The sequence below is a fragment of the Lacinutrix sp. YIN62 genome (assembly GCF_057219185.1).
This window is the reverse complement of sequence record NZ_JBXVVH010000053.1, coordinates 1-3,137: the sequence shown is the minus strand read 5'-3', so window position 1 is coordinate 3,137 and position 3,137 is coordinate 1. Positions and strand designations below refer to the sequence as shown.

Below are 3,137 nucleotides of genomic sequence, written 5' to 3'. Positions count from 1 at the left end.
CGGTATATTTAGCTTTAAGAGAAAGCACTAAAAAATGGACCATGCCTATTAGAAATTGGGGACTTATACTAAACCAATTTTTAGCTATATTTGAAAACAGGATTAAGATATAAATAACCTAACCCTGAAATTTTGAACTTACACACTTTTTAGGATAGTGTCGTTTTTTTTATGTTTTTATAGACTTGTGCAACGATTACCGGTGTTAGGCAACAGTTTTTATTCAACTTGTTTGTTTCCAATATATTTGACTTTATGATGTTCAATATATTTGAAAACCCCCTTTTCGTTTAATTGAGTCTCTGACCAAGTTGTGTCTATTTCACTATTATTGTTGTCTTCAATTAAGTCATCATCAAAATTTGAAACTTCAGTACTTCCTATACCAAATTCATTAAACCATTTGCCATACTTTTCTCCATACCATCCACCGTCACCACCAGTATATCCAATTAATGATATGTCTTTTAATGATAAACTATCCTTAGTCGTAGTAGCTGCATATAAATAAGTGCAACAACTTTCATCACGATAAGTAAAAGTGAACATGTTAAAGTTTTCAAATTCCTTGTATTGATAAAAACGGTATGCTCCTATGTAATCAGGAACAAGTGAAATAGAGTCTCCAATAACTTTTTTTCTGTTAGTTAAATATTTTCGAATAAATTTATTTGGTATTGAATCTAACGATTCTGAATTTATATTATCTACATCTATTTTATTTGACAATGATGAAGTTTTTGATTTTATATAATCAATATTGAAACTCATATTATCAACTTGGAATTGGTTTGATGTACTTTGCTCTTCGTTTGTTTGTAAGCCAGCTGTAAAATAATTCTTTATTTTTTCAAAATCTGGGTCTATACTATCAATTAGAATTGGTTCTTGATTCGGATTATACAAAATTATACCCCAAGAAATTGATTCTCTTTTAGAATTATTTGAGTCAAGGGACATATAGTAATATTTAGAAGTTCCTTTGAATTTTAAAACTCGTTTTTTTGCAGTAATTATTTTGATGCTTTTAGACTCAAAAAAAGAAGTCATTTCACCAATATAGTAATTATTGTCATCCACAATAGTGTAAAAGTCTTCTTCACTATTTTCAGACTTTAGCTTATCAATTATCTCGTCTGTTGGGTAAACTAAAACAGCAACTTTAGAATCAATCAATTGCACTTTGATAGAGTCATTTATAGGATCAATAAAATAATTTAATCCTGAAGAATTATCTTTAACTTCTTCCTCAAGATCATCTTCTTTGTTAATTTCTATTTTTTTTTGAGTTTTAAGAAGCTCCGTATTTTGATTAATGTTACTTTTTGTCTTCTCTTTAGCACAAGATATAAGCATGACTATAGTAACTGTAATGATGAAATATTTAAACATATTTTGTAATGTGTTCGTTAAGGGGTATGGTTTACGCAAATTAAAGATTAGGGTTTACACTAAATTAGTTTCTAAGCTTGTAGATTGTTGTTTATTTCTAAGTTGCTTTTCATCAAAGAAACCCAAAAATACGTTTCTATAAAATACTTTCCAAATGCCGCTTGCTATGGCTTCAAGAGTATTGGTTTAACAAAGTAAAAGCTCCTGTAAAAGGAGCTTTTGAATGTTTTTTTATGTTTTTATAGACTTGTGCAACGATTACCGGTATTAGTATTAGTTTTCTTGTCTAATAATAAGTTCAGATTTGTTAGATAGCCATACTGTATCATCTGTTGTGTTTTGTGACCTCAATCTTAAATAAATATTAATTTCTGACTCAGGAAAGAATTCTAAGAGGTTATTAGAAATTACATTTACATATTCTGTACTATTTGTTGAAAGGGTAGAGTTATTAATGATACTGGAATCTGTCGAATTATATAAGTATATAATTGCATTATTATTAACATTATCAGATTTAATGCTAGCTGTGTAAATAATGGAACTTATATTAGTCCAATTTCCTTTGTTAAATTTAATTATTGCAGGATAGCTATTAATATAATTTCCAGATGTACCTGATGCTCCTCCATTATCATTGTGTAATACTATTCTCGTTTCTTTTGAAATAGGGTCATCAATACCCTCACAAACAAATTTTGTATTTTCTATTTCATTTTCTTCTAAAGTTAAATTAGCATTAGAATCCACCCCTACATCTATTCTAATTCCGCCATATTGACAATCCAAGCCTGATTCTACTTCAGAAAAAATTGTTAATGAATTTAATCCTAAAATTCCATTTTCACCATCTTCAGGTTGACAACTAAAAAAAATGAATCCTATTATTACTGAAAAATATACTCGTATAGTTTTTTTCATATCTGTTTTTTTTGTGATTAGCGTCTAATAATAAGCTCTGCTTTCCTTCCCATATATACTGTCATTCCTTCATTTTGTGTTCTTAGGCGTATAGAAATATCAATTTCTTTATCAGGAATACTAGAAACAATATTTTCTGAAGTCATTAAAAGGCCAGGATACTGAGTACTATTATTAGTTAAGATACTATTTGCTATAACTTCCTCGTCAGTTTCATTATATAATTCTACATAACAACTGTTACTTGAGCTTTCCGAGTATATCCAGGCGACATAAAAAATAGAAGACGCATTTGCCCAGTTTCTTTTGTCAAATTTTACTATTTCTCCCATTTTTCGACCTTCGACGGAACTAGTGCCAGAGGCTCCCGATCCATTACTAAATAAAACAATTCTAGTTTCATCTTGAAAATCACTATTAAATCCATCACAAATATATGTGGTTGAAGACACTTCATTAGATTCAAGAACTGAATTTGAATTTAGGTCAAGACCATTCTCTATTTTTACTCCTCCATATTGACAATTAATTCCTTCAGATTCATCACTCAATGAAGTAAGATTATTTAGACCGGAAAGTCCATCTTCTCCATCTTCTCCACCTTCAGTAGTACAATTGGATAATAAAATGAGTAGTAAAAAAATGATGTAATGATTGCTTTTTAATATTTTCATATGGTTCTATTTAATTATAACGTTTTAGTATATTATGGGTTATTTGTTTAAAAACAGCTAAATATTGCTGCTTAATGAATAAGTTATTTGCAGAACTATTTATAATCGTTTATAAATAGGCTGTTATACTTGTATTAAAAATAAGGCATA

General features: G+C 28.8%; 3 protein-coding genes. All 3 read right to left on the bottom strand.

Annotated elements, in window-relative coordinates:
- Positions 1–219: 219 nt before the first annotated feature.
- Positions 220–1,392, bottom strand: a complete 1,173-nt coding sequence (locus AC2D8I_RS16005; RefSeq protein ID WP_484707115.1) for a hypothetical protein — start codon at positions 1,390–1,392, stop codon at positions 220–222.
- Between the two features lie 273 nt (positions 1,393–1,665).
- On the bottom strand, positions 1,666–2,313 hold the full coding sequence (locus AC2D8I_RS16000) for a DUF7151 family protein (protein WP_484707114.1): 648 nt from the start codon (positions 2,311–2,313) through the stop codon (positions 1,666–1,668).
- A 17-nt stretch (positions 2,314–2,330) separates the two neighbouring features.
- Positions 2,331–2,987 carry a DUF7151 family protein gene (locus tag AC2D8I_RS15995; RefSeq protein ID WP_484707113.1) on the bottom strand — a complete coding sequence of 219 codons (657 nt, stop codon included), beginning with the start codon at positions 2,985–2,987 and terminating at the stop codon, positions 2,331–2,333.
- Between the last annotated feature and the right edge of the window lie 150 nt (positions 2,988–3,137).

Coding starts and splice junctions, on each gene's coding strand:
- AC2D8I_RS16000 (WP_484707114.1), bottom strand. CDS start 2,313: ATGAAAAAAACTATACGAGTATATTTTTCAGTAATAATAGGATTCATT.
- AC2D8I_RS15995 (WP_484707113.1), bottom strand. CDS start 2,987: ATGAAAATATTAAAAAGCAATCATTACATCATTTTTTTACTACTCATT.
- AC2D8I_RS16005 (WP_484707115.1), bottom strand. CDS start 1,392: ATGTTTAAATATTTCATCATTACAGTTACTATAGTCATGCTTATATCT.